At 67.1% G+C, this 21084-nt stretch carries 21 protein-coding genes and 1 pseudogene; 11 read left to right on the plus strand and 11 right to left on the minus strand.

Translation table 11 applies throughout. The annotated features are described in order from the left end of the window. The first annotated feature begins 11 nt into the window (after positions 1–11). The 3 genes from ACSFBM_RS21170 to ACSFBM_RS21180 all read left to right on the plus strand — a co-directional run bounded on the left by ACSFBM_RS21170 (position 12) and on the right by ACSFBM_RS21180 (position 3088). Positions 12–716 carry a phosphatase PAP2 family protein gene (locus tag ACSFBM_RS21170; protein ID WP_435486132.1) on the plus strand — a complete coding sequence of 235 codons (705 nt, stop codon included), beginning with the start codon at positions 12–14 and terminating at the stop codon, positions 714–716. Further along, a complete protein-coding gene (locus tag ACSFBM_RS21175; protein WP_435486133.1) occupies positions 703–1278 on the plus strand; it encodes a phosphatase PAP2 family protein in 576 nt (191 codons plus the stop codon). The genes ACSFBM_RS21170 and ACSFBM_RS21175 overlap by 14 nt, the downstream gene beginning before the upstream one ends. 118 nt (positions 1279–1396) lie before the next feature. Further along, positions 1397–3088 (plus strand): phosphoethanolamine transferase, encoded by a 1692-nt coding sequence (locus ACSFBM_RS21180; protein ID WP_435486155.1) that lies wholly within the window; start codon positions 1397–1399, stop codon positions 3086–3088. A 12-nt stretch (positions 3089–3100) separates the two neighbouring features. Here the strand turns inward: ACSFBM_RS21180 and ACSFBM_RS21185 are convergent, their stop codons facing one another. Beyond that, positions 3101–3682: a peroxidase-related enzyme gene (locus ACSFBM_RS21185; protein ID WP_435439353.1), complete on the minus strand. Its 582-nt coding sequence runs from the start codon at positions 3680–3682 to the stop codon at positions 3101–3103. Between the two features lie 154 nt (positions 3683–3836). Between ACSFBM_RS21185 and ACSFBM_RS21190 the strand changes: the two genes are divergently transcribed. From ACSFBM_RS21190 to ACSFBM_RS21200, 3 genes are read left to right on the plus strand one after another with little or no spacing between them, the layout of a single operon-like run. Then, positions 3837–4577, plus strand: coding sequence for a gluconate 2-dehydrogenase subunit 3 family protein (locus tag ACSFBM_RS21190; RefSeq protein ID WP_435486134.1), 741 nt, complete (start codon positions 3837–3839; stop codon positions 4575–4577). Positions 4578–4591: 14 nt separating this feature from the next. Then, positions 4592–6364, plus strand: coding sequence for a GMC family oxidoreductase (locus ACSFBM_RS21195; protein ID WP_435486135.1), 1773 nt, complete (start codon positions 4592–4594; stop codon positions 6362–6364). Beyond that, a complete protein-coding gene (locus ACSFBM_RS21200; RefSeq protein WP_435486136.1) occupies positions 6361–7755 on the plus strand; it encodes a c-type cytochrome in 1395 nt (464 codons plus the stop codon). The genes ACSFBM_RS21195 and ACSFBM_RS21200 overlap by 4 nt, the downstream gene beginning before the upstream one ends. 27 nt (positions 7756–7782) lie before the next feature. Here ACSFBM_RS21200 and ACSFBM_RS21205 read toward each other — a convergent pair whose 3' ends face one another. After that, positions 7783–9051 (minus strand): HAD family hydrolase, encoded by a 1269-nt coding sequence (locus tag ACSFBM_RS21205; RefSeq protein WP_435486137.1) that lies wholly within the window; start codon positions 9049–9051, stop codon positions 7783–7785. A gap of 418 nt (positions 9052–9469) precedes the next feature. Here ACSFBM_RS21205 and ACSFBM_RS21210 point away from each other — a divergent pair, with 418 nt between their 5' ends. After that, complete coding sequence (locus tag ACSFBM_RS21210) at positions 9470–9745, plus strand: hypothetical protein (protein ID WP_435486138.1); 276 nt, start codon at positions 9470–9472, stop codon at positions 9743–9745. A 23-nt stretch (positions 9746–9768) separates the two neighbouring features. Here the strand turns inward: ACSFBM_RS21210 and ACSFBM_RS21215 are convergent, their stop codons facing one another. Further along, positions 9769–10062 carry a hypothetical protein gene (locus tag ACSFBM_RS21215; protein WP_435486139.1) on the minus strand — a complete coding sequence of 98 codons (294 nt, stop codon included), beginning with the start codon at positions 10060–10062 and terminating at the stop codon, positions 9769–9771. Between the two features lie 167 nt (positions 10063–10229). On the opposite strand from ACSFBM_RS21215, the gene ACSFBM_RS21220 reads away from it, so the two are divergent. Next, positions 10230–10808 (plus strand): dihydrofolate reductase family protein, encoded by a 579-nt coding sequence (locus tag ACSFBM_RS21220; RefSeq protein ID WP_435486140.1) that lies wholly within the window; start codon positions 10230–10232, stop codon positions 10806–10808. Positions 10809–10836: 28 nt separating this feature from the next. Here ACSFBM_RS21220 and ACSFBM_RS21225 read toward each other — a convergent pair whose 3' ends face one another. Both ACSFBM_RS21225 and ACSFBM_RS21230 read right to left on the minus strand, forming a co-directional pair. Beyond that, a complete protein-coding gene (locus tag ACSFBM_RS21225; protein ID WP_435486141.1) occupies positions 10837–11592 on the minus strand; it encodes a hypothetical protein in 756 nt (251 codons plus the stop codon). A gap of 191 nt (positions 11593–11783) precedes the next feature. Next, positions 11784–12674 carry a LysR family transcriptional regulator gene (locus ACSFBM_RS21230; RefSeq protein WP_435486142.1) on the minus strand — a complete coding sequence of 297 codons (891 nt, stop codon included), beginning with the start codon at positions 12672–12674 and terminating at the stop codon, positions 11784–11786. An 82-nt stretch (positions 12675–12756) separates the two neighbouring features. Between ACSFBM_RS21230 and argC the strand changes: the two genes are divergently transcribed. Next, a complete protein-coding gene (argC, locus tag ACSFBM_RS21235) occupies positions 12757–13692 on the plus strand; it encodes an N-acetyl-gamma-glutamyl-phosphate reductase (protein WP_435486143.1) in 936 nt (311 codons plus the stop codon). Positions 13693–13813: 121 nt separating this feature from the next. On the opposite strand, the gene ACSFBM_RS21240 is transcribed toward argC, so the two are convergent. The 5 genes from ACSFBM_RS21240 to eat form a co-directional block, all read right to left on the minus strand. After that, positions 13814–15067, minus strand: coding sequence for a type II toxin-antitoxin system HipA family toxin (locus ACSFBM_RS21240; RefSeq protein ID WP_435486144.1), 1254 nt, complete (start codon positions 15065–15067; stop codon positions 13814–13816). Beyond that, on the minus strand, positions 15057–15401 hold the full coding sequence (locus tag ACSFBM_RS21245) for a helix-turn-helix domain-containing protein (RefSeq protein ID WP_435486145.1): 345 nt from the start codon (positions 15399–15401) through the stop codon (positions 15057–15059). The genes ACSFBM_RS21240 and ACSFBM_RS21245 overlap by 11 nt, the downstream gene beginning before the upstream one ends. 66 nt (positions 15402–15467) lie before the next feature. After that, positions 15468–16256, minus strand: a complete 789-nt coding sequence (gene eutC, locus ACSFBM_RS21250) for an ethanolamine ammonia-lyase subunit EutC (RefSeq protein WP_435486146.1) — start codon at positions 16254–16256, stop codon at positions 15468–15470. Further along, positions 16253–17647 carry an ethanolamine ammonia-lyase subunit EutB gene (locus ACSFBM_RS21255; protein ID WP_435486147.1) on the minus strand — a complete coding sequence of 465 codons (1395 nt, stop codon included), beginning with the start codon at positions 17645–17647 and terminating at the stop codon, positions 16253–16255. Before ACSFBM_RS21255 ends, eutC begins: the two co-directional genes overlap by 4 nt. A 17-nt stretch (positions 17648–17664) precedes the next feature. Continuing rightward, positions 17665–19107: an ethanolamine permease gene (eat, locus tag ACSFBM_RS21260; RefSeq protein WP_435486148.1), complete on the minus strand. Its 1443-nt coding sequence runs from the start codon at positions 19105–19107 to the stop codon at positions 17665–17667. A 158-nt stretch (positions 19108–19265) separates the two neighbouring features. Here eat and ACSFBM_RS21265 point away from each other — a divergent pair, with 158 nt between their 5' ends. Further along, positions 19266–19676, plus strand: coding sequence for an FKBP-type peptidyl-prolyl cis-trans isomerase (locus ACSFBM_RS21265; protein ID WP_435439336.1), 411 nt, complete (start codon positions 19266–19268; stop codon positions 19674–19676). A 117-nt stretch (positions 19677–19793) separates the two neighbouring features. Here the strand turns inward: ACSFBM_RS21265 and ACSFBM_RS21270 are convergent, their stop codons facing one another. Further along, positions 19794–20546, minus strand: a complete 753-nt coding sequence (locus ACSFBM_RS21270) for an SDR family NAD(P)-dependent oxidoreductase (protein ID WP_435486149.1) — start codon at positions 20544–20546, stop codon at positions 19794–19796. Positions 20547–20825: 279 nt separating this feature from the next. Between ACSFBM_RS21270 and ACSFBM_RS21275 the strand changes: the two are divergent. Further along, a pseudogene (locus ACSFBM_RS21275) lies at positions 20826–21084 on the plus strand (type VI secretion system Vgr family protein); the annotation flags it as partial.

The raw sequence follows: 21084 nt of genomic DNA on the forward strand, positions 1-21084 counted from the left end.
TGCCTTCGTTCATGACACGTTTCCCGAATTTTCGCCTGGGGGTGATGACCCTCGTCGCGCTCGCTGCAGTGATGGCATGGGACGCAACCGGTGGAGACCTGTGGCTGGCGCGCATGGCGGGCTCTGCCATGGGTTTTCCCTTACGTTCGAACCCCTTCATGGTCCACGTCATGCATGAAGGCGCGCGCGACCTGAGCTGGGTGCTCGTGATCGGGCTGTTCGCCGCCATCCGCTGGCCGCTCGGCTTCCTCAAACGCCTGCCCATGGGCGCCCGCGCCCAGCTGGCGCTGACCGTGCTGGCCTCGGTGATCGCCGTCAGCCTGCTCAAGAACCTGAGCCAGACCAGCTGCCCCTGGGACTTGCAGGAGTTCGGCGGCGTGGCGCGCTATGTGTCGCACTGGTCGTGGGGCGTCAACGACGGCGGCCCCGGCGGCTGCTTCCCGGCCGGCCATGCGTCGGCGGCCTTCGCCTACGTGGGCGGGTATTTCGTGCTGCGCCGGGTGTCCGGGCGTGCCGCGGCGGTCTGGCTGGGCGTGGCCTTGGCGGCGGGGCTCGTGCTGGGGGTGGCGCAACAGTTGCGCGGCGCTCATTACATGAGCCACACCCTGTGGACGGGCTGGGTGTGCTGGGCGGTCGGTTTCGCCATCGAGGTCGCGCTCACGCGCGGCCGTGCACGCGTGCTGAAGCCGGCCCTGCCCGCCCATGCAGGATCTTGACTTTGCCCTGTTCCGGCTCGTCAACGCGGGCGCCTCGGTGCCCGGGTGGAGCCTGCGTTTCGCGGAGTTCGCCTCCGACGTGCTGCCGGCCTTGCTGATGCTCGCCATCGGCGTGTGCGCCCTGGTCAGCGGGCGCTGGCGCCATGCGCTTTTCACCGCGCTGGCGAGCCTGCTGGTGGTATGGCTCATGGTCAACCTGATTCGCACCGTGGCCCCCATTCCGCGGCCCGCGTTCTATGGCCTCGGCATTCAATGGGTGCCGCAGGGCGCGCGCCCCGGTTTTCCCAGCCTGCACGCGGCGGGCGCGTTCGCCGTGGCCTTTTCGCTCTGGTGCCTGCCCTCGCGCGCCCCGATGCGCGCGGCGCTGCTGGTGGCGGCGGTGGTGGCCTGGAGCCGCATGTTCCTGGGGCTGCATTTCCCTTCCGACATCGTGTCGGCCGTGATGCTGGGGGCGCTGGTGTCGATTGTGGTGGAGCGCGCAGTGACCCGGCCGATCGGCAAGGCCGCGATGGGGGCATCGGTCATGGCGCGCCGGCGCGCAAGGGTGCGAAGGACGACCTGAACACTGACAGAATGGCGCGGTTCAGGCTTCCTTCAGGCGAGCCCTCTAAATTCGCGACATGTCTGTTTCCCGCATAGCCCCCGCGCCACTGCAGCGCGTGGACACTCCTGAGCCCTCGATGCCTCATTCGCCGGTTTCCGGCGCTCCATGGACGCGCTTCAACGCGTGGCTGGCCCGGCCCCGCTCGGCCGGCATGGTCGTGCTGTGGCTCAGCCTCTACCTGATCCTGACCACGAACTGGCCTCTCTGGAACGACCTGGCCCGCATCGGCGGCGCCCCGAGCACCTACCTGCCCACCATCGCGGTGATGAGCCTGCTCACGCTGTGCGGCTTGGTGGCCATGCTGTCGTTCACGGCCTGGTCGCGCTGGATGAAACCGGTGTGGTTCGCGGTGGTCGTGCTGGCCGCCGTGGTCCAGCACTACATGCTCGAATACCGCGTGGTCATGGACCCGACCATGATCGCCAACGCGTTGCAGACCGACCCCAACGAGGCGCGCGACCTGCTGAGCTGGCGCATGGCCTTCAACGTGCTGGTCGTCGCGCTGCCGGCGGGCTGGGCGCTCTGGCGCGTGCGCATCATGCCGATGCGCTTCCTGTCGAAACTCTGGCGCAATGCGGCCCTGCTGCTGCTGGCCGTGGTCGTGGCGCTGGGGGCGGCCGTGGCGATGAACCGCGAGCTTGCGCCCCTGATGCGCAACAACGTCCATCTGCGCTACATGATGAACCCCATCGCGACCCTGTATTCCACAGGTTCGCTGCTCATCAAGCCGCTGTTCAAGCGCAGCGGCAAGCTCATTTCCATCACCGCCGGCACGGCGCTGGGCGCGAGCTATGCGGCGCAGGCCAAGCCGCCGCTGTTCGTGGTGGTGGTGGGCGAGACCGCGCGGGCCGACCACTTCGCGCTGAACGGCTATGCGCGCGACACCACGCCCGAGCTCGCCAAGCGCGGCGTGCTGAGCTACCGCGACGTGCACTCCTGCGGCACCAACACGCTGGCCTCGGTGCCGTGCATGTTCTCGCCGCTGGGCAAGCAGGGCTACGAGTCGCGCAAGGACGACTACGAGTCGCTCATGGACGTGCTGCAGGCCTCCGGGCTGGCCGTGTTCTGGCTCGACAACCAGGCCGGCTGCAAGGGCGTGTGCGTGCGCGTTCCGAACGCCTCGGCCTTCGACGGCCTCGACGCCGCCACCAAGAAGGCGCTGTGCGACGGCGAAGAGTGCCTCGACGACGTGATGCTCAAGAACCTGGACGAGCGCATCGCCGCGCTGCCGGCCGAACGGCGCGCCAAGGGCATCGTGCTGGTCATGCACCAGATGGGCAGCCACGGCCCGGCCTACTACAAGCGTTCCGCGCCCGACGTGAAACGCTTCCAGCCCGAGTGCAAGACCAACGCACTGGCCGAGTGCGGGCACAACGAGCTGATGAACGTGTACGACAACTCGATCGCGCAGACCGACCGCTTCCTCGGCGAAACGATCGATTGGCTCAAGGCGCAGTCGAAGACCTACGACCCGGGAATGCTCTACGTGAGCGACCACGGCGAATCGCTGGGCGAATATGGCCTGTTCCTGCACGGCGTGCCGTACAGCTTCGCACCCGAGGCGCAGAAGCACGTGCCCATGGTCACGTGGTTCAGCGACGGCCTGAGCGAGCGGCGCAAGCTCTCGCGCTCGTGCATGGAAGCGGGGCTCGATGCGCCGCTGACACACGACAACCTCTATCACACGGTGCTGGGTGTGATGGATGTGACCACGCCCACCTACAAGCCGGCCCTCGACGCGCTCGCGTCCTGCCGCGCCAAGGGCTGAAGGCGGCGGGCCCTACTTCTTCTCCCGGGGCAGCCGGCCCATCAGGAAGAACTCGTTGTTCGGCTGCATGCCGCTGAAGCTGGCCAGCCGGTTGCTCAGCCCGAAGAAGGCGGTGATGGCCGCGATGTCCCAGATGTCCTCGTCGTCGAAGCCATGGGCATGCAGCGGCGGAAAGTCGCTGTCGTCGATTTCGTGCGAGCGGTCGCAGACCTTCATTGCAAAGTCGAGCATCGCGCGCTGGCGCGGCGTGATGTCGGCCTTGCGGTAGTTCACCGCCACCTGGTCGGCCACCAGCGGCTTCTTCTCGTAGATGCGCAGCAGCGCGCCGTGCGCCACCACGCAGTAGAGGCACTGGTTCGCCGCGCTGGTGGTGGTGACGATCATCTCGCGGTCGCCCTTGGTGAGCGAGCCTTCCTCCTTGAGCATCAGCGCGTCGTGGTACGCAAAGAAGGCGCGCCATTCGGCGGGCCGGCGTGCCAGGCCGAGGAACACGTTGGGCACGAAGCCGGCCTTTTCCTGCACCGCAAGGATGGCGGTGCGGATGTCTTCGGGCAGGTCCTTCAGTTCGGCGAGCGGGTAGCGGGTTGCAGTCATCTTGTCTCCGTCGGGTTGTCGGTTTGAAAGCGCCTTGAAAGGCATTGCGCGACTTCCATGATAGGCAAGACACTTTCCTACAAGATGTTGCGCGGCGTATCGCGATGATGAACGTTCGCACAACAACACGCGGCCCCATGCCGCACACAACGCGATGAAAGACGTCTCGCAATCCGACCGGCGCGGCTTCCTGCGCCGGTCCATCGCCATCGTGCCGGCCGCCACGGCCTTCGGCGCCGGTGGCCTCACGGGGGCAGCGCTGGCACAGCCCGCTGCATCGGCCCCGGCCCCAGCCGCCACGACCAGTCCCGCGGCCCCGTACACCCCGGTCTACTTCAACGCCAACGAATGGACCTTCGTTCAGGCCGCGGTGGGCCGGCTCATTCCCTCCGACGACACCGGCCCCGGCGCCATCGAAGCAGGCGTGCCCGAGTTCATCGACCGGCAGATGGAAGGCGCCTTCGGCCATGCGGCCACCTGGTACATGCAGGGCCCGTTCGTCGAGGTGTCGCCGCTGTTCGGCTACCAGAAGAAGATGCCGCCGCGCGAGGTGTACCGCGCGGGCATCGCGGCCACCGACGCGTACTGCCGCAAGCAGTTCGCCGACAAGCCCTTCGCGCAACTCACCGCGGCGCAGCAGGACGAGGTGCTCAAGGGCCTGGAGGCCGGCAGCGTCACGCTCGACGGCGTGGGCGCGACCGACTTCTTCGGCTTCCTGCTGCAGAACACCAAGGAAGGCTATTTCAGCGACCCCATCCACGGCGGCAACAAGAACGCCGCCGCCTGGAAGATGATCGGCTTCCCCGGCGCGCGCGCCGACTACGCCGACTGGGTCGACCGCCCCGGTGTCAAGTACAACCTGCCGCCGGTGAGCATCGCCGGCCCGCAGGGCTGAGAGGCGCACGCACCATGGCAAACATCAAGAAACCTGGCGTCGACGCCGTGCTGGTCGGCTTCGGCTGGACCGGCGCCATCATGGGCATGGAGCTCACCGGCGCCGGCCTCAAGGTGCTGGCGCTGGAGCGCGGCGAGAACCGCGACACCCAGCCCGACTTCGCCTATCCGCGCATCACCGACGAGCTGAGCTACGGCATCCGCGGCAAGCTGTTCCAGAACCTCTCGCGCGAGACCGTCACCATCCGCCACACCCCGGCCGAAATTGCCGTTCCCTACCGGCAGCTCGCTTCCTTCTTGCCCGGCGACGGCGTGGGTGGAGCGGGCGTGCACTGGAACGGCCACCACTGGCGCCCGCTGCCCAGCGACCTGCGCATTCGCAGCACCTACGAAGAACGCTACGGCAAGAAGTTCATTCCCGAGGGCATGACCATCCAGGACTTCGGCGTGAGTTACGAAGAGCTGGAACCGCACTTCGACCAGTTCGAGAAAATCTGCGGCACCTCGGGCAAGGCCGGCAACATCGGCGGCAAGATCCAGCCCGGCGGCAACCCCTTCGAAGGCGCGCGCGCCAACGAGTTTCCGCTGCCGCCGCTGGCCTCCGTCAACAGCGCGGTGCTGTTCGAAAAGGCCGCGCGCGAGCTGGGCTACCACCCGTTCCCGCAGGCCGCCGCCAACGCATCGCGCGCCTACACCAACCCGCACGGCGCGCAGCTCGGGCCGTGCAACTTCTGCGGCTTTTGCGAGCGCTACGGCTGCTACATGTACTCGAAGGCCTCGCCGCAGACCACGCTGCTGCCGGTGCTGATGAAGCGGCCCAACTTCGAGCTGCGCACCAAATCGCATGTGCTGCGCGTGAACATGTCGCCCGACGGCAAGCGCGCCACCGGCGTGACCTACGTCGACGCCGAAGGCAACGAGGTGGAGCAGCCGGCCGACCTGGTGGTGCTGTGTGCCTACCAGTTCCACAACGTGCGCTTGCTGCTGTTGTCGAACATCGGCAAGAAGTACGACCCGGCCACCGGCGAAGGCGTGGTCGGCCGCAACTATGCCTACCAGCTCAACGGCGGCGCCAGCCTGTTCTTCGACAAGAACCAGCCGATGAACCCCTTCGTCGGCGCGGGCGCCAGCGGCTCGGTGATCGACGACTTCGACGGCGACAACTTCGACCACGGGCCGCTCGGCTTCATCGGCGGCGCCACCATCAACGCCATCAACACCGGCGGGCGGCCGATCCAGCAGATGAGCCTGCCGCCCGGGGCGCCCGCATGGGGCGCGGGCTGGAAGAAGGCCGTGAAGGAAAACTACATCTACCAGGCCAGTGTGGGCAGCCAGGGCTCGGTGATGGCCTACCGCGACAACTACCTCGACCTCGACCCGACCTACAAGGACGTGCACGGCCAGCCGCTGCTGCGCATGACCTTCGACTGGAAGGCCAACGACCTCGCCATGACGCAGTTCATCGGCACCAAGGTCGAGCAGATCGCCAAGGCCATGGGGCCGAAGCAGATGAAGCTGAACTTCCAGAAGCCCGATGCCCATTACGACGTGCGCTTCTACCAGTCGACGCACAACACCGGCGGCGCGCCCATGGGCACCGACCCGAAGACCAGCGCCGTCAACCGCTTCCTGCAGGTGTGGGACGTACCCAATGTGTTCGTGATGGGCGCGAGCGCCTTCCCGCAGAACTTCGGCTACAACCCGACCGGCATGGTGGGTGGGCTGGCGTACTGGGCGGCCAAGGCCATCCGCGAGCAGTACCTGAAGAACCCGGGGGCGCTGGCATGAGCGCGCGTCGTGTGTACGGCGGCATCGCCGCGGCCGTCGTGTTGATGTGCGCAGGGGCATGGGCCGTGGCGCAAAAGAGCGACGCGCCTGCCGAGGCCGCATCTGCACCATCCGCGCCTGCCGCCGCGACGCCGGCAGCGCCGGTCACCACCGCCGCAGACCCCGTGCTCGAGCACGGCCGCTACCTTGCCCGCGCCGGCGACTGCGTCAGCTGCCACACCGCGCCGGGCAAGCCCGCCTTCGGTGGTGGCCTGCCGATGAAAACGCCGTTCGGCACCATCGTTTCCACCAACATCTCGCCCGATCCCGAAGCGGGCATTGGCGCCTACACCGAGGCCGAGTTCGCCCGCGCGCTGCGCGAAGGCGTGGCCAAGGACGGCCACCGGCTCTACCCCGCCATGCCGTACCCGTCGTTTGCCCGGGTGAACGACGAAGACATGCATGCGCTGTTCACCTTCTTTCGCAACGGCGTGCAGCCCGTCGCGCAGAAGCCGCCGGCCACCGACCTGCCGTGGCCCTTCAGCATGCGCAGCCTGACGATCGGCTGGAACTGGATCTACCTCGACAAGGGCGTCTACCAGAACGACAGCGCGCGCAACGCCGAGTGGAACCGCGGTGCCTACCTGGTGCAGGGCCTGGGCCATTGCGGCGACTGCCACACGCCGCGCAGCATGCTCGGCGGCGTGAAGGCGGCCAGCGACCGCAAGGGCGAGGTGTACCTGTCGGGCGCGATCATCGACGGCTGGTACGCGCAGCCCCTGCGCCACACCGACCGGCCGACCATGGCACAGTGGTCGTCCGAGGACATCGTGCAGTACCTGCAGACCGGGCGCACCGGCCACACCGCCGCCTTCGGCGCGATGGTCGACGTGGTGCAGAACAGCACGCAGCACCTGTCCACGCAGGACCTGAAGGCCGTGGCCACGTACCTGCAGTCGCTCGGCGCCAAGGAAGGTGTGCAGAGTGCACCGTCGCAGAGCTCCCTGGTCGCGGCCGCACCGCAGCACCCGAGCTCGCTGGCGCTGCGCAACGGCACGGTCGAGGGCAACAGCGGCGCGATGGTCTACCTGAATAACTGCAACGCCTGCCACCGCTCCGACGGCACGGGCGCGAACAAGACCTTTCCGGCGCTGGCCGGCAACAGCGTGGTGAACGCGAAAGACCCGACCTCGCTCATTCGCCTGGTGCTCGCGGGCTCGGCCATGCCCAGCACCGCGCAGGCGCCGTCGCCCATCGCCATGCCCGACTTCGGCTGGCGCCTGACCGATGCCGACGTGGCCAGCGTGCTGAGCTTTGCGCGGTCGAGCTGGGGCAACCAGGGCGAGGCCGTGACGACCGCGCAGGTGGCCAAGGTGCGCGAGTCGATCAAGCCGGCGGCCAAGAGCCCGTAGCAGGCCGCGGGGGCAGGGTACCGGCCGTTACTTCAGCGCCTTGCCCGCTGACGCGCCCAGCGGCGTGTGCAGCTGAGAGGCGACCCACGCGCCGGTGTTGTCGTCGCGCCCCTGCAGCAAGTAGCGCGTGTCGGCCTTGCCGTAGTTCTGCACCGCCATGGCCGAGAACTTGCCGATGTCGGTCTTCGGGTCGCGCAGGCGGTTGACGATCAGCACCTTCTTCGTGTCGGCGAAGTCGGCCATCATGTTCTGGTCGCCCTCGCTGTCGCCGGCCACGAAGCTCGGGCCGTAGCCGTACTTGCTGACCAGAAAGCGCTGGATGTTCTTTGTCTTGCCCGGGCCCTGCGTCTGGTCGTAGCCGCGGCGGAACTCGGGCTGGATCACGCCGTTGGCGTCGCGCTCCAGCTCCATCGCCAGCACGCGCTCGGGCGGGTTGTTGTAGCCGAAGGCGGGGTTGGAAGAAATTTCCTTGATCACGTCGACGAACGATGCGGAACACACCCACACGTCGAAGCCCGCGTTGCGAAAGGCGGCGTACAGCTCCTGCATTTCGGGCTGCAGGCGCAGGCCGTTCTTCCAGCTGACCGACACCACGCCCGCGCGGCCCGGCAGCGCCGTGGGCGAAGTCCACTTGACCTTGGCGACCGGCTCCTTCAGCTGCCAGGCCACCGTGTCGGCCGTGAGCTTGCGCACCTGCGCCTCGGTCATGCCGGCGAACAGGTACGTCACCCACGGGTAGGCCGTGTCGTGGTCGAAGGTGTCGCCGATGGCTTCGTACAGGTAGCGCACCTTGGTGATGAAGGCGCCGTAGTGCGGGCTCATCGCCACCACCGCGAGCGACTGGTCGCCCTTCAGGCCCTTGTAGTTCCGGTACAGCCACGTGTAGCTGGCCACGATGTCGGGCACCACGCGGTCGATGTTCACGGCCTGGCCGGCCGCGTTGTTGAAGGCGGGAAGAAAGTCCTTCTTCGGAATGTTCTTGCGCAGCGCCACCTCGAGCTGCGCGGGCGTGGCGCCGAAGACGAGGTTCTCGAGCTGGTAGATGAGCGAGGCTTCCTCGATGTCGAGGAAGACGCTGGTGTTGTCCCAGTCGAACACCACGTAGGGCGGCTTGGCGGCGTTGTAGCCGGGGCTGCCCTTGCCGAGGCTGGCGATCAGGCCCTCGATCTGTGCGCGGTTGAAGGCGTCCCAGTGGCCCGGGGCCAGCGCCTGGCTTTTGCCGGGCGAGAAGCTGGCGCAGCCTGTGGCGACGAGCGCGGCGGCCATGGGGGTGAGAAGGGCGAGTCTGCGTTGCATGCGTTCCCTGTTGTTGAGCGTTGTTGATGAGGAGCACGCAGCGTATGCAACGCCCGTGACACTTCCGCATCGACCTACGCATCAGCCGTGCCAGGCCGCGCGGCCGGCATGCGTTCACGTCGCACGGCGGAAGCTGCATTTGTTGGCGGGAATCGAGACTTGGTGCCGCACGCGGCGGCCACAAGGCCCGCGCTGTTTTCTACAGTGAATGCCCCTGTCACTCACAACCCCACCAAGGGGAGAAGGAAGGCGCAACACACACAGCCACTGAATGTTTGAAGGCTGCTTGCCTCGCGGCAGGTTGTCGGTGCGAAAGCAGCGATGCAAATGCGAGGTATCAAAGGCGACGGCCGGGGTGGTGGAACACCCCGACCGTCTAACCAAATCCGTGCAATCACCTCTAAAGGACCGCACAAAAATGGCTACCAAGACTATAGCCCGGCCTCGCACGCCGGTATCCCCCGACGGAAACGCCCAAGACCCGTCGGATCTTCTCGAAAACACCCTCTCTCAGCTCGAAGCTCTTCTGTGGGCGTGCCACGGGGAAGACATCGACTGGTGCAGCGGTGAAGGGCCTCGGCATCTGGACAACATGCTCTGGCTTGCGGCCGATCTGGCGCGCAAGGCCAGCGAGCTGTTTCAGTTGAGCGAGACGGCGCGGCGCAACGCGCCCGCGGGCGGCGCCAGCACGTAGCCGGCGGCCCCCCGCGCCTGCGCTTACGGATGGGCGGGGGCGGGGGCGTGGGCCGAGGCGTCCGCCGGCGCGCGCTGAGCCGCGGCGGCTGCTTCCGCTTCCTTGTCCTTCTTGTTGGCCATGTGCCGCCCGACCACGCAGCCGCCTGCCGCGCCGATCAGGCCGTGATGCCCTGCAACATGCCCGCCTACACCGCCCACCACGGCGCCCTTGATGCAGCCTTTGGCTTCGGCTGTGCCGGCCATGGTGAGGAGTGCGCTGGCGGCAGCCACCGCGAGCAGAGCGCTGAACGTCTTGGAGGTCTTCACGGTCTTCATGGAAAGTCCTTGTCTTGTGTGAATGGTTTTTCGGCATTCACATTAGCCGCTCGCGCAAGCGACGACGTACGCGGCGGAAGACGCCGGCTGTAGGCGCGTTTCGCCGGTTGCCGTCGCCCTGGCCGTCGGTGGCCTACCATCCCCCGAACCCAGGCAAGGAGAACCGCATGAGAACGCTCAAGGTCATGGCGCACATCTCGCTCGACGGCGTGATCCAGTCGTCCGACGAAGACGGGTTTCCCTATGCGGACTGGACCGCACCCTACCGGTCCCCCGCCGGTCTGAACGAAGTGCTCGCCGCGCAAGGCGAGCACTTCGACCTGCTGCTCGGCCGCCGCACCTACGACATGTGGTCGGGCTACTGGCCCAAGGCCCCGGGCGGTCCGATGGCCGACCGCCTGAACGCGGCCACCAAATACGTCGCAACCCACCGCCCCGACAGTCTTGCATGGGGCCCGTTCGAGGGCGTGGGGCCGGACATCGTGGAAGGCGTGCGCCGCGTCAAGTCGCAGGCGGGCCCGGACCTGGTCCTCTGGGGCAGCGCGACGCTGACATCGACGCTGCTCGCGCATGGGCTGGTGGACGAGGTGCTGCTGCTCGTCTATCCGGTGCTGCTGGGCACCGGAAAGCGCTTCTTCGCGCAGCAAACCCCGGCATGTTCCCTCGAACTGCTCCGCAGCAAGGCCATGCCGTCGGGCATCGTCTTCAGCGCCTACAAGGTCGCCGGGCTTTTGAAGAACGCGTAGCCAGGCGGCGCGACCGAATCGTCACGCGTCAGTTCACGCCGCTGGCCAGCGCCTGGGCCGTGCCCCGCGACAGCGACCGGATGTGCGCGTCCACGGCGGACGCCACCGGGGCGAACTCGGTGCTGGTCAGCTGCTTCAGGTCTTTGGGCTCCGCAAAATCGGGCAACGGCTTCAGGCGCTGCAACTGCAATGTCTTCAGCGGTTCGTAGGCCGTGAGTTCGACAGGCCCGTCCAGCACGAACACCTTGGCCTCCATGGCCGGCACGGCCGAATAGCGGGTGGAGGCGAATATGCCGCGCGTGAACAGGCCCGAGTTCTCCATATGGCTTTCGGCGCAGGGCCCGCCGGTGCATTCCATGCGCGTCAGCGTGCGCTTGCCCTGAACCACCACCACGGCGGCCACCTGTTCCTCGCGCAGCTTCTTGCTCGACCATTCCTGGCGCGGGTTGGCGATCCAGCGGCCGTCCTTTTCAACCGCCAGGGCGTTCAGGCTGGTCGTCGGGTAGGTCGACAGCCTCACGACCTGGAAGCCGGCCTTCTCCAGCTCCGACTGGAATGCCTCGTACGTCCGGGTCCTGGGGTTCCACGGGAACGCATAGTTGTTCGAGAAGTTGTTGAACACGGTCGTGCCCACATGCATGTGCTGCGCCTGGTTGGGCAGGTACACCAGCAGGCCCACTTTCGCGCCCTTGGCGATTCTTCCGGCGTTCGGGGGAACAGGCGGCGCGGTGGTGCAGCCGGCCATGATCAAGAGACAGAGGGCTGCGGCCCATCGACGGATCATTGCGCTTCTCCTCAAGCTTGTTGCTATGGCCCGGCGCTTCGGCAAACCCTCCGCGCTGAAAGCGCCACGGCATGCGCAGGATCGTAGGGGCGGGCAACCCCACGGCGGCCGGCTGAAGAAGTATTTGATGCAAGCGCGGCATCTGGAATGGGCGCGCATCTCGCACGTGCCTGCCGATGGCCGGCGAATGCCTACGCGGGCGAATCCTTCGCAGGCAGCAAGGCATCGAACACGAAACGCGTCGGCCCGCTGGCGCCGCGGTCGCTCACCGCCAGGCCCAGCTGGCGCCACAGTGCCGGGCTCAGCGGGCGAACGGCGATGCGCGGGTCTCGCGCGGGCTCGTGCGATTCCTGCGGCAGCAAGGCCGCGCCGTAGCCGGCTGCAACCAGCGTCCTGATCGCATCGTTGTAGTTGAGCTCGATGCGCGGCCGGCAATGCACGCCCGCTGCGGAGAACCATTCCGCGGTCAGCCGGTAAAGACGTGTGGAAGCGTCGTTCATGATCAGCGGGTGCTGGGCCAGCCACTGCGGGGTCAGCCGCTTCGGTGCCTTCCAGTCGGCCGGCAGAAAGGCGACGACGGCCTCTCGCCGCAGGGGCGTGACATGCACGCCGCGCACAGGCGCCTGCGGCAACGCCACGACTGCCAGGTCGAGGCTTCCTGCGGCGAGCCGGGCCATGCTGTCGTTGGAGGTCAGCACCTGCACGTTCACGTCGATGCCGGGATGGTTCCTGGCCAGACGTTCGAGCGCGGGCGGCAGCAGGTGCGCAATGGCGCCGGTCGAGGCACCCACCCGCACGCGGCCCGTCTGGCCAGCGAGTTGGCGCTTGACGTCTTCCACGGCGTCGTCCGCGTCCGCCAGCAGCCTGCGGGCACGCGCGATGAAGCGCTCGCCCAGCGCGGTCGCCTGCGCGGGCCCCCGCCCGCGAACGAGCAACTGGCCGCCCAGGCGCGACTCGAGTTCCGCGATCTGAACGGTGACGGTGGGGGCCGCCAGGTGGAGGGCGCGCGCGGCATTGGCCAGGGAGCCGAGATCGGCGATGGCAACCAGGGTGCGCAGGTGGTCGAGGCTGAGTTCACGCATGCCGCTAATTTAACGTTTCTTAATCTGGTGTTGCTTATATTTAGCTGGAGCCATCGAAGCCGAATGCCTACGATCGCTCCCCATGGACCTCAATATCTTCATCGACGGCGACCAGGGCACCACCGGGCTCGACCTGCAGAACCGCCTGCGGGGCGGGGAATTCCGCATCCGCACACTGCCTGCCAACCTGCGCAAGGACGCGGATGCCCGCCGGGCAGCGCTCAACGCGTGCGACATCGCCATTCTTTGCCTGCCCGATGCCGCGGCGCGCGATGCGGTGGCGATGATCGAGAACCCCTCGGTGCGCGTCATCGACGCCAGCTCGGCGCACCGCACCAGCCCGGGTTGGGTCTACGGCCTGCCGGAGCTCGATGCACGGCAAGGCGAACGCATTGCCTCGGCACCACGGGTGACGAATCCAGGCTGTTATCCCACCGCGGCGGTCGCCTTGCTGCGACCGTTGACGGATGCGGGCCTGTTGCCCGCCGACTATCCGCTCGTCATTCACGCGGTCTCGGGCTATTCGGGCCAGGGCAGGGCGGGGGCGGAAGCGTACGAGGCCGGCGCAAAGGCGGGAGCGGGGGCAGCGGCGCATTCGTTGAAGGTGTATGGCCTGGCACTCGAGCACAAGCACGTGCCGGAAATCGAGCTGTATGCGGGCCTGGCGCAGCGGCCCCTCTTCGTGCCGGCCTATGCCAGCTACCGGCAGGGCATCGTGCTCACCATCGGCCTGCATGCGCGCATGCTCCCCGCCGATGCTTCGGGCGCGCGCATCCACGAATGCCTGGTGGCGCGGTATCGCGATGCGGCGCACGTGCGTGTGCTGCCGATGTCGTCTGCCGCGCCCCTGACCGAACTGGACCCGCAAGTCCACAACGGCTCCAACGACATGAGCCTGGCCGTCGCATTCAATGAACGCACAGGCCAGATCGTCTTGAGCGCGGTTCTCGACAATCTGGGCAAGGGGGCCGCAGGCGCGGCCGTGCAGAACCTGCGACTGATGGCGAGGGCTTCATAGCCCACGTTGTGAATTCGAAGCGTCGATGCCGAGAGCATGGTCAGACCGAAGCTGCTCAGATCTACCAGCCCAAGAGCGGCCGTCCGAAGCCGGCGTCCTCACCAAAAGCCGCGAACCAGCCCTAAGCCCCGATGCGTTCAGCCTGCTGCTCGATGAAGCTCGCAACGCGCCGCACGAGCGCCTGATTCCCGCCGGCAGACGCCACACTGGCCGCTGCATGAAGTGCAACCGTTTCGCCAATCGCAACGATGACTTCTTCCGCCACGACAGCCGTCAGCCCGAAGTGCGGTGCCGCGTCACGCGCCAGCGCAAGGCTCGACGCGTGCTGCCCCGGAAGAATGGCGAGCTCCTGATAACCGGTGTGGCCGCCCAACTGCATCACGAGGTCGAAGGCAGGCGCCAGACGCCACCGTCCGTCTTCTCCCCGCAACGCGCCATGGTTCTTGACGTGATCGTCGCTGTTGCCCACCGCCAGGTTGAACACCATGCGTCGGAACAACGCGGCCAGGTCTTCCTGCGGCTGCCGCGAGATGCGCCGCAGCAGTTGCGCCAGCTCGACGTAGCTCCCCCGGCTCGATTCATAGGGCACATCGAGCAACGCCGAGGCCGAGAGGTAGTGAAAACGCCGCTCGTCGGTCACCGGCCCCGCGCGGTCGAAGCGCTCGACCAGCAAGGCGTGCCCTGACGCAAGGGGTTGCAGAAGAAAGGGCGGGACTTCGATGCCACAGGCATCGGCCAGCCATAGCGTGGCCGCTTCGATCACTTCCACGTCGTGGTCATCCCCGCGCGATGCGAACTTGGCGATGCAGCGCCGGCCCTCGTGCGCAAAGGCCGACTTGGGGCGTGCCCCGCCCAGGCTGCCGCCGCGCAGTAACAGATGCATGTCGGGGCCGATGTCCATTCCGTGCTCGACGCGGCGCGAGGCTTCGGCGAGTTCCTGGAGCGACCAGAGCGTGACCGGCGGCTCCTCGCTTCGGATGGGCAACGCTTCGGAAAACACCATGGCGCCGATGCGGTCCTCGTTGGTCAGGAGCAATGCATCGATGTCCGAAAGCGGCTTGCCCTGGCGGATCTCAAGCACCTTGCGGCCCCAGCTGTCGGGCAGTGCATCGCGCAGCGTGAGCGGCATGGCGCCACCGTCGCGGATGCGGCGTTCGGCGAGCACGAAGGCGGCGTCGCGCAGCGGCAGGTGCTCGGGGTTGAGCGGCGCGGCAGCGGGGTCTTCGAGATAGCGACGGCCGTAGGCGAATTCGCCCGACTCCACGACGCCGCGGCGAGCGACCTTCATCAGGCCGGCCGGTTGCACCTGCTCGCCCGTGTGGTGCGCAAGGCCGACGTAGATGCGGCGCTCGCCCTCGTCGTTGTCAGAAGTCACGCTCGTTCTCCGCAATCACACCGGCGGCGCCTTGCACGGCCGACCTGCGTACACGGCGTTTCGCGGCCAGCCCTGCGGGGGCCGGGGCCACGCCGTCGAGTGAATCGATCTCGCCCAGAAGCCACAGCGCATGGGCCAGCAGTCCGATGCTGGTGCCGGGCTTGCCCGATTCGAGGGCGCGCAGGGTGTTGGGGGAGCACAGCAGCCGCTCGGCCATTTCAGCGATTGTCCATTCGCGGTGCACCCTGTGCGCGCGAAGGCGCAAGCCGAGCCTTTCAATGGGCTCGACCGTCTGCGAGGGCAGAGCGGAAAGGCTATGGCTGCTTTTTGACATCAATAAAATGACTATTAACCGGCTTAAGAGTCATTTTATTGGATATTTATCGATGTTGAAAGGCCTCTATCCGGCCAAGCCCGGCGCCCCCGTGTCACGCTGCTGCAGCACCGCGAGATCGCTCTCGTCCTTGAGCCCGACGCCGGTCAGCCCCCGTCGCAGCGACTCGCGCATCAGCCAGGCCAGCTTGAACGCGGCCGCCTCGTAGCACAGCCCTTCGGGGCGCACGTTGGAGATGCAGTTGCGTTCGGCGTCATACCGGCCGCGCTTCGGTGAATGGGTCAGGTAGATGCCCAGGCTGTCGGGCGAGCTCAGGCCCGGGCGCTCGCCGATCAGCATCACGGAGAGTGCCGCGCCGAACAGCTCACCCACTTCGTCGGCCAGTGCCACGCGGGCCTGCGTGGCGATGACCACGGGCGCAAAGCTGGTGTGCGCCGGCAGTTGCGCACGCAGGGCGGCCAGCAGCGGCACGGCGTGGCGCGCCACCGCCAGGGAGGACAAGCCGTCGCCGACGACCACGCAGACGTCGCAGCCGTAGCGCCGGTCGCCGAGCAGTCGCGTGGCGTCGCCGTCATCGAGCTGGCGGCCGAGGTCGGGGCGGCGCAGGTATTCGGTGCGGTCCGCCGCCTGGCTGCGCGCGCGTGCCACCTGCCAGTGCTGGGCGGTCAGTGCGGCGTGGAGCGCATCGACGTCCAGCGCCGCATGGATCGCGTCGCGCGCCATCGCATGCGCCCAGCCGAAGCGCAGCGTCTCGTCGGTCGGCATGCCCGCGCCGGCGCGGCCCAGCGCCAGCCGCGCGGGCGTGGCCGAGCGCCATTGCGCCCAGGGGTTGGGGGTGACCGACTCGCTGCTCATGACGCCAGCGCGGCCAGCCCGCTCATGTCGGCCAGCAGCCGGTTGGACGAAGGCGGCGCGAGCTGGCCCGCACCGTTGGTGATCTGCATGCGCTGCAGCCAGGCCTCGAACTCGGGCGCGCGCTTCAGGCCCAGCGTTTCGCGCATGAACAGGGCGTCATGGAACGAGGTGCTCTGGTAGTTGAGCATCACGTCGTCCGCACCCGGAATGCCCATGATGAAGTTGATGCCCGCCGTGCCCAGCAGCACCAGCAGGGTGTCCATGTCGTCCTGGTCGGCCTCGGCATGGTTGGTGTAGCAGATGTCGCAGCCGATGGGCAGGCCCAGCAGCTTGCCGCTGAAGTGGTCTTCCAGGCCGGCGCGAATGATCTGCTTGCCGTCGTACAGGTACTCCGGCCCGATGAAGCCGACCACCGTGTTGATGAGAAAAGGCTTGTAGCGCCGCGCCAGTGCATAGGCGCGCACCTCGCAGGTCTGCTGGTCGACGCCGAAGTTGGCGTTGGCCGACAGCGCGCTGCCCTGGCCGGTTTCGAAATACATGACGTTGTCGCCGATGGTGCCGCGCTTCAAGGACAGCGCCGCCGCATAGGCCTCGTCGAGCAGCTCGGGCGTCACGCCGAAGGAGAGGTTGGCCTTTTCGGTGCCGGCGATGGACTGGAACACCAGGTCCACCGGCGCACCGGCTTCCGCGAGCTTGAGCGTGTTGGTCACGTGCGTGAGCACGCAGCTCTGCGTGGGGATCTCGAAACGGTGGATCACCTCGTCGAGCATGCGCAGCAGCTGGCCCAGCACGGGCATGCTGTCCGAGGCGGGGTTCAGGCCGATCACCGCGTCCCCCGCGCCGTAGAGCAGGCCGTCGAGCGTGGAGGCGGCCACGCCGCGCAGGTCGTCCGTCGGGTGGTTGGGCTGCAGCCGCACGGCCAGGTGGCCGGGCAGGCCGATGGTGTCGCGAAAGCGCGTGATGACCGTGCACTTCTTCGCGACCGACACCAGGTCCTGGTTGCGCATGAGCTTGGACACGGCCGCCACCATCTCGGGCGTGAGGCCGGGTGCCAGTGCGGTGAGCGTGGCGGTGGTGGCCGCTTCGGACAGCAGCCAGTTGCGAAAGTCGCCCACCGTGAGGTGCGACATCGGTGCGAAGGCCTGCGCATCGTGGCTGTCGATGATGAGCCGCGTGATGTTGTCGCTCTCGTAGGGAATGAGCGCTTCCGTCAGGAACTGCTTGAGCGGCGTGTCGGCCAGCACATGGCGCGCGGCCATGCGCTGCTGCGCGGTGGCCGCGCCCACGCCAGCGAGGTAGTCGCCGGAGCGCGCGGGGCTGGCCACCGCCATGACCTGCTTCAGGTCGTCGAAGCTGAAGACCTGGCCGGCGATGGTGGTGCGATAGCGCATCGTCTTTCGCTCGCCGTTCAGGCGTTGGTGGCCGATGAAGAAAGCATCTCGTCGGGCGCCGCCGCCTTGCGCTGCGCCGAGGTCAGCAGGAAGTAGCCGTAGGCCGCGGCCATCAGCACCAGGAACAGCACGGTCAGCATGAAGTTGAACCACACCATCGCGCCCAGGCAGACCACGCCCAGGCCGAGCGCGATGGCCGGGAACACGGGGTAGAAGGGGGCGCGGTAGGTGCGCAGCAGGTTCGGCTCGGTGCGGCGCAGCTTGAACAGCGCGGCCATCGAGATCAGGTACATGACGATGGCGCCGAGCACGGCCATGGTCACGATGTTGGCGGTGAGCGTCTGCCCGCCGAACTGCACCCACTCGTCGCTGAAGATGGCAACGACGCCGATCACGCCGCCGGCCAGCAGCGCGCGGTGCGGCGTGTCGAAGCGCGGGCTCAGGCCGGCAAAGTAGCGCGGCAGGTAGCCCGCGCGCGCCAGCGCGAAGATCTGGCGCGAGTAGCCCATGATGATCCCGTGGAACGACGCAATCAGCCCGAACAGGCCGATCCACACCAGCATGTGCAGCCAGCCGCTGTTGTCGCCCACCACCGCCTTCATGGCCTGCGGCAGCGGGTCGTTGATGTTGGCGAGCTTGCGCCAGTCGCCCACGCCGCCCGCGAAGATCATCACGCCGAAGGCCAGCACCACCAGCGTGACGATGCCCGTGGTGTAGGCGATGGGAATGGTGCGGTGCGGCTCGCGCGCCTCTTCGGCCGCCATGGCCGCGCCCTCGATGGCCAGGAAGAACCAGATCGCGAACGGGATGGACGCGAAGATGCCCGAGATGGCCGCGCCGTTGAGCACGCTGCCGCCGGCCCAGCCGTTGGCCACGAAGTTGGCCATGGTCCAGCCCGGCGCGACGACGCCCATGAACACCAGCAACTCGAAGATGGCCAGCACGGTCACGAAGAGTTCGAAGGCTGCCGCGATGCCCACGCCCACCCAGTTCAGGCCGATGAAGATCACATAGGCACCGAGCGCGAACCACTTCGGGTTGATGCCCGGGAACTGCACGTTGAGGTAGGCGCCGATGGCCAGCGCAATGGCCGGTGGCGCGAAGACGAACTCGATGAGCGTGGCAAAGCCCGCCACGAAGCCGCCGGTGGGCCCGAATGCGCGCCGCGCATAGGCGAAGGGCCCGCCCGCGTGCGGTATGGCGGTCGACAGTTCGGTGAAGCTGAAGATGAAGGTGGTGTACATGGTGGCCACCAGCAGCGTGGCGACCAGGAAGCCGAGCGTGCCGGCGGTGTTCCAGCCGTAGCTCCAACCAAAGTACTCACCGGAGATGACAAGGCCCACGGCAATGCCCCAGAGCTGGAACGGACCGAGCACCTTTTTCAGGTGGCCCGTGCCGGTGTGTGCGGCGGCTCCGGTCGGTCGGGTTGATGAGCCCGGCGTGGCTTCGGTGGAATGCATGGGGCTTTCCTCTCTTCGTGAATGGTGACAGTGCACTTTCAGCAAAGCAAGGGCTGTTCCACCAAGGGCCATGCGGGGGCGCGGGCACCGAATATCCCCTTACAGGGGTGGTGCGGGCGCTGGCCATAATCGGGGTCTCTCAACCTTCGAGGTGTTTCGTGAAGTCTTTTTTCTGTGCCGCGCTCGTGTCCGTTCTTGCTGTTCCCGCTGCCTTTGCGCAGTCCGCCCCGGTGACCACGCCCAGCGGCCTGATCTACCAGTCGCTCAAGGAAGGCACCGGCGCCTCGCCGCTGGCCACCGACGTGGTCAAGGTGCACTACCGCGGCACCTTCCCCGACACCGGCAAGGAATTCGACAGCTCCTACAAGCGTGGCGAACCCACCGAGTTCCCGCTCAACGGCGTGATTCCGTGCTGGACCGAAGGCGTGCAGAAGATGAAGCCCGGCGGCAAGGCCAAGCTGACCTGCCCGCCGTCCATTGCCTACGGTGCGCGCGGCGCGGGCGGCGTGATTCCGCCGAACGCGACGCTGAACTTCGAAGTGGAACTGGTGTCGGTCGCCAAGCGCTGAGCGCGAGTCTTCTCTGTTCGTGAGACACCGCGGAACCGGCTTCGCCGGGCCGCAGGTGTCGCCCCCGGCGAGGGGGAAGGAGAAGCGACACGAAGTGCGCGAAGCCTGGGGGAGTGCCTATATCTGCGCCATGCCGCCGTCGACGAACAGCTCGATGCCGTTGACGAAGCTGCTGTCGTCCGAGGCCAGGAACACCACGGCTTTCGCGATTTCGTCGGGCGTGCCCACACGACCCAGCGGAATGTTCTGCGCCTGCCCGTCGATGAAGCCCTTCACTTGTTCCGGGGTCAGGCCCAGCAGCTCGTAGGCGGGGGTCGGCACCACGCCAGGGCTGACCGCGTTGACGCGGATGCCTGCATCTTTCAGGTCGACAGTCCAGCTGCGTGCAAAGCTGCGCACCGCCGCCTTGGTCGCGCTGTAGACGCTGAAGGCCGGGTTGCCCTTGATGCTGGTGATGGAGGCGTTGAGCACGATCGATGAACCCTTGGGCATCAGCGGCAGCGCCTTCTGCACGGTGAACAGCAGGCCCCGCACGTTGGTGTTGAAGATCTTGTCGAAGTGCTCCTCGGTAATCTGGCCCAGCGGCAGCAGGCTGCCACCGCCCGCGTTGGCGAACAGCACGTCGAGCCGCCCCTTGTCTTTCTGGATGGTGGCGTAGAGCCGGTCGAGGTCTTCGAGCTTCGACACGTCGCCCAGCACACCCGTCACGTTGCGGCCAATGGCCTTCACGGCCGCGTCGAGCTCTGCCTGGCGGCGGCCGGTGATGAACACATGGGCGCCTTCGGCCACGAAGCGTTGCGCCGTGGCCAGGCCGATGCCGCTGGTGCCGCCGGTGACGAGGGAGATCTTGTCGTTGAGCTTGAGGGTCATGATTTCTTCCTTGAAGGTTGCCGCGGAGCGGCGTTGCCGATGCAAGGAAGCTTGGGTGCAGTACCCGTTCGCACCAAGACGCCGGGCGGCATTTGTCTATTCACCAATTGCCAACAATGCGGCGGTGGACCAGATCGGGGCCATGTGTGTGCGGTTCGTCACGATGTGGATGACGGGATGATTGCCGGATCTTTACCTGTGCGCGCTATCGCGATGGTCCTCCCATAATCCGCCGCTCGACCCTTGGTACACAGGGGCGGCTTCAGGGAGGAGCATCACATGTCAGCACTCGGTGTTGTGCAGGCGCGCACGCTTGAGATCAGCAGCAGCGCCATTCCGTTGGTTCTTGGGCGCCCTGCGCTGGAGCCGGTTCGCTTGTCGGGCCGCGAGGGCTTGAATTCGCTGTTCGCTTACGAGCTGCTGCTCAAGACCCCTGATGCGCTGAACCTCGGCGCCAGTGGCGCGATGGATTTCGATCTCGATGGATTCATCGGCCGCGAGATCTGCTGTTCGGTCCAGCTCGATGGTGCGGGCCAGT

The organism is Variovorax pasteuri (genome assembly GCF_051216435.1).
Lineage (GTDB): Bacteria > Pseudomonadota > Gammaproteobacteria > Burkholderiales > Burkholderiaceae_C > Variovorax.

What these genes read in the sequence shown, in the direction of transcription:
- ACSFBM_RS21170 (WP_435486132.1), top strand. Translation starts at nt 12, where the DNA reads ATGACACGTTTCCCGAATTTTCGCCTGGGGGTGATGACCCTCGTCGCG.
- ACSFBM_RS21175 (WP_435486133.1), top strand. Translation starts at nt 703, where the DNA reads ATGCAGGATCTTGACTTTGCCCTGTTCCGGCTCGTCAACGCGGGCGCC.
- ACSFBM_RS21180 (WP_435486155.1), top strand. Translation starts at nt 1,397, where the DNA reads ATGCCTCATTCGCCGGTTTCCGGCGCTCCATGGACGCGCTTCAACGCG.
- ACSFBM_RS21185 (WP_435439353.1), bottom strand. Translation starts at nt 3,682, where the DNA reads ATGACTGCAACCCGCTACCCGCTCGCCGAACTGAAGGACCTGCCCGAA.
- ACSFBM_RS21190 (WP_435486134.1), top strand. Translation starts at nt 3,837, where the DNA reads ATGAAAGACGTCTCGCAATCCGACCGGCGCGGCTTCCTGCGCCGGTCC.
- ACSFBM_RS21195 (WP_435486135.1), top strand. Translation starts at nt 4,592, where the DNA reads ATGGCAAACATCAAGAAACCTGGCGTCGACGCCGTGCTGGTCGGCTTC.
- ACSFBM_RS21200 (WP_435486136.1), top strand. Translation starts at nt 6,361, where the DNA reads ATGAGCGCGCGTCGTGTGTACGGCGGCATCGCCGCGGCCGTCGTGTTG.
- ACSFBM_RS21205 (WP_435486137.1), bottom strand. Translation starts at nt 9,051, where the DNA reads ATGCAACGCAGACTCGCCCTTCTCACCCCCATGGCCGCCGCGCTCGTC.
- ACSFBM_RS21210 (WP_435486138.1), top strand. Translation starts at nt 9,470, where the DNA reads ATGGCTACCAAGACTATAGCCCGGCCTCGCACGCCGGTATCCCCCGAC.
- ACSFBM_RS21215 (WP_435486139.1), bottom strand. Translation starts at nt 10,062, where the DNA reads ATGAAGACCGTGAAGACCTCCAAGACGTTCAGCGCTCTGCTCGCGGTG.
- ACSFBM_RS21220 (WP_435486140.1), top strand. Translation starts at nt 10,230, where the DNA reads ATGAGAACGCTCAAGGTCATGGCGCACATCTCGCTCGACGGCGTGATC.
- ACSFBM_RS21225 (WP_435486141.1), bottom strand. Translation starts at nt 11,592, where the DNA reads ATGATCCGTCGATGGGCCGCAGCCCTCTGTCTCTTGATCATGGCCGGC.
- ACSFBM_RS21230 (WP_435486142.1), bottom strand. Translation starts at nt 12,674, where the DNA reads ATGCGTGAACTCAGCCTCGACCACCTGCGCACCCTGGTTGCCATCGCC.
- argC (WP_435486143.1), top strand. Translation starts at nt 12,757, where the DNA reads ATGGACCTCAATATCTTCATCGACGGCGACCAGGGCACCACCGGGCTC.
- ACSFBM_RS21245 (WP_435486145.1), bottom strand. Translation starts at nt 15,401, where the DNA reads ATGTCAAAAAGCAGCCATAGCCTTTCCGCTCTGCCCTCGCAGACGGTC.
- eutC (WP_435486146.1), bottom strand. Translation starts at nt 16,256, where the DNA reads ATGAGCAGCGAGTCGGTCACCCCCAACCCCTGGGCGCAATGGCGCTCG.
- ACSFBM_RS21255 (WP_435486147.1), bottom strand. Translation starts at nt 17,647, where the DNA reads ATGCGCTATCGCACCACCATCGCCGGCCAGGTCTTCAGCTTCGACGAC.
- eat (WP_435486148.1), bottom strand. Translation starts at nt 19,107, where the DNA reads ATGCATTCCACCGAAGCCACGCCGGGCTCATCAACCCGACCGACCGGA.
- ACSFBM_RS21270 (WP_435486149.1), bottom strand. Translation starts at nt 20,546, where the DNA reads ATGACCCTCAAGCTCAACGACAAGATCTCCCTCGTCACCGGCGGCACC.